Genomic DNA, 1,301 nt, shown 5'->3' with positions numbered 1-1,301 from the left:
AAATCTTTAACAGCAATGTGGACTGGCAAAAGTCGAAATCCGTTCATCTTTAATTATTCTTCATATGCACTACAACGCTCGGCTATATTTCTGTTTGCATTACCTTGCATAAAGTAACTTGATAACCGCCAAGGCATTGTTTAGGCTAAATTAATTATTTTAGACTATCTAAACCATGTTTTGGCGCTATTTTATTAATTACCATCTCTTTTAATTGGTAAATGCAAATTGAATATAGGTATTGTTAACTACTGCTTTCTTTTTATGTGTTTTACAAATTTTTTTCATTCACAGTGAAATTCAAATTTTGTTACAAATTCTTCTATAGAATTCTCCTACAACATAACTTTTTTTACTTATAGTAGGGGTTGTGTAGAATCTACCAGGGAAGAAATATAGATTAGCTTCCTTTTCAATTTTAGAAATAATGATTCGCTTGTATCTTCCGTAGTAAGTTTTATAAATCATTTTTAAACGCTCTTTGTAAGTTAAACCCAACTCTATGAATTCAAATGGTTTTATGATGTATTTGGATCCTTTAACCAAAACTTTCACATTTGTATTCTTTATATAACGCGATAGTTTATAATACTCCCAAAAATCAAATAGTTGAATAACATGAAAATCGTCTGGGATATGCCCCATTAATCCGAATACATAAATTTTATTCTCGAAGTATAATTTGTCATTTTCACGAATACCCTTTTTTGTGATTTTATAAATTGAAGTTTTGATATATTTATGTTTTGATGTGATATCAGAATCAATTACTTTGAAACCATTTGCCCTCATATTAATGCTATTAATTATAATAGAATTACATGCCCGATCAAAATTTTTCAAACTGTCGAATTCATAAATAACGTCTGCAAGCCAAGTATAATAACGAGCATTCACACCGTCATGCAGGTAGCAAAAGTCATTATAAGTCTTGTTTTCTATAGGATTACTATGACGAATTGAGTCAATGCTAACTGTAACAGTCTGCCCATGGACAAGTGAATAGAAGCCAAAAAAAACAAAATAATATGTAATGGCTTTAAAGTTCATTTAACATTCTAAAGATAAGGTTTTTTCCTATTTAGCATATCCAAAATAGGAAAAGCCGATTAATCATCTCCACACTTTTATTATTGTGCTGTAATTCTTATTTTTCAGTAGTACATAGTTATAAAAAACACTGTGGGTTTTTCCACTCTATTTACTCTACTTCCGCTTGTAGTTAACGGCTGAATAAAAATAGGCATTTATGCCGAACAGCTTCGCTGTAATTTTTATTTTTGTGTTGTGTTTTCGTTTTT

At 29.8% G+C, this 1,301-nt stretch carries 1 protein-coding gene; it reads right to left on the bottom strand.

The annotated features are described in order from the left end of the window. Nucleotides 1–300: 300 nt before the first annotated feature. Entirely contained in the window at nucleotides 301–1,050 is a 750-nt protein-coding gene (locus tag DNU06_RS17435; RefSeq protein WP_111064780.1) for a hypothetical protein, read from the bottom strand. Nucleotides 1,051–1,301 lie beyond the last annotated feature (251 nt).

Origin of the sequence: Putridiphycobacter roseus (assembly GCF_003234935.1) — a bacterium.
GTDB lineage: Bacteria > Bacteroidota > Bacteroidia > Flavobacteriales_D > Crocinitomicaceae > Putridiphycobacter > Putridiphycobacter roseus.
The sequence above is the reverse complement of the archived record's forward strand: the minus strand, read 5'-3'. Positions and strand labels throughout refer to the sequence as shown.